Origin of the sequence: uncultured Campylobacter sp. (assembly GCF_937890585.1) — a bacterium.
Classification (GTDB): Bacteria; Campylobacterota; Campylobacteria; order Campylobacterales; family Campylobacteraceae; genus Campylobacter_A.
In genome coordinates, this window is sequence record NZ_CALACG010000047.1 from 1 (window position 1) to 1212 (window position 1212).

Sequence of the window (1212 nt, forward strand, 5' to 3'; positions counted from 1 at the left end):
GCAGCATAATCCCAAGCGTCGCCAATTATCACGTTGTCGTTTGGATAACGCTTTGTATAAGCCTTTGCTATTTCAGGATCAAACTCAACGGCTGTTACCTCTATGCTTATGCCTTTTTCTCTTGCTGCTTCGTCCCAATACTTGCGGTTACCACCAAGCCCTGCAAAAAGGTTTAAAACTTTCATCTCACGCCCCAATCCTTTTTACCACGCCCGTTAATATCGCCTTAATAGGCGATTTTTGCTCAGTTAGAGCTTTAAATTTAGCCACGCCCATAAACTTGCCGTCATTGGCTCCACCGATAAAATATACTGGCTCGTTCCCACCTACGCCGTTAAAGCTGTTATTTGCCTCGCTCTCGCCGATTAGATAATCAGGACAAATCTGCGGGGTTTTCGCGTAAATCTTATAAAGCTTGGCGAAGTCCCACTTTTTAAAATTCTCCCAGTCTTGCCCTTCTAGGTTGCAAACCTTTACCCAGCCACCCCTAGCACGCACTACTGACATTATCGCTCCGTCTTTAAAGCACACGCTACAATAAGGTCCGTAGCGCCCTATCGCATAAACCAGCTCATCTAAAGCTTTTTGCGCTTTGTCGCCCTCATCTCCGTTAAGCGCTTCTAAAATTTCCGCAGACGTAGGCATCGTAGGATATTTTCGCGTTTGCCTAACTAGTTTTAGCGCCGCAGCTAATTCGTTTGCCTCGTAGTCCATTAAGTCCTCAAAATAAAGTGCGATCACGGCTTTGCTTAAATTCGCTCCGTAATACTCCACTGTCGGCATAAATACACCGTAAAATTCTTGTATCGTCATTGAAAATCTCCCACTAAGTCACTTTTTCCGTTTTTTCTCATTTCTCTAGCTAGCTCCCTAAACGCCGCCATTGTGTTTAACGTGCCTTGTTTTAGTCCGTGAGGGTTATCATCGCTTACGCCTTGCGCGCCACTAGCCACCTTTGCGCTGTAACTAGGCTTTGGCTTAAAGACCCCTTGCCACTCGTTACGCATTGCTTCTCGTATGCAGGCATTGACGTCTATACCCTCGTTTACCCACTTAGCCCACTCGCTAAATTTCATCTCGATACCCTCAGTGCTTAGTTTTTCTCGTCGCTCTTTCTTGTAGGCTAGATATTTTTGCCATAGGTTTGGATCAATGAAATCAGGTAGCAAAATGTCCTTAGGCTGTCTCTTATACACATCTGACGCTGCCGAC

Annotated in this window: 3 protein-coding genes; all 3 read right to left on the bottom strand. The window is 45.5% G+C overall.

The window, feature by feature from the left end:
* Nucleotides 1-185: DNA cytosine methyltransferase (locus tag Q0296_RS01260; RefSeq protein ID WP_298035774.1), on the bottom strand; the 185-nt coding region annotated here is incomplete at its 3' end.
* Nucleotide 186: 1 nt separating this feature from the next.
* Nucleotides 187-813 (bottom strand): DUF6475 domain-containing protein, encoded by a 627-nt coding sequence (locus Q0296_RS01265; protein WP_298035776.1) that lies wholly within the window; start codon nt 811-813, stop codon nt 187-189.
* On the bottom strand, nt 810-1212 hold a 403-nt coding region (locus Q0296_RS01270; protein WP_298035777.1), incomplete at its 5' end, for a hypothetical protein. The genes Q0296_RS01265 and Q0296_RS01270, both read right to left, overlap by 4 nt.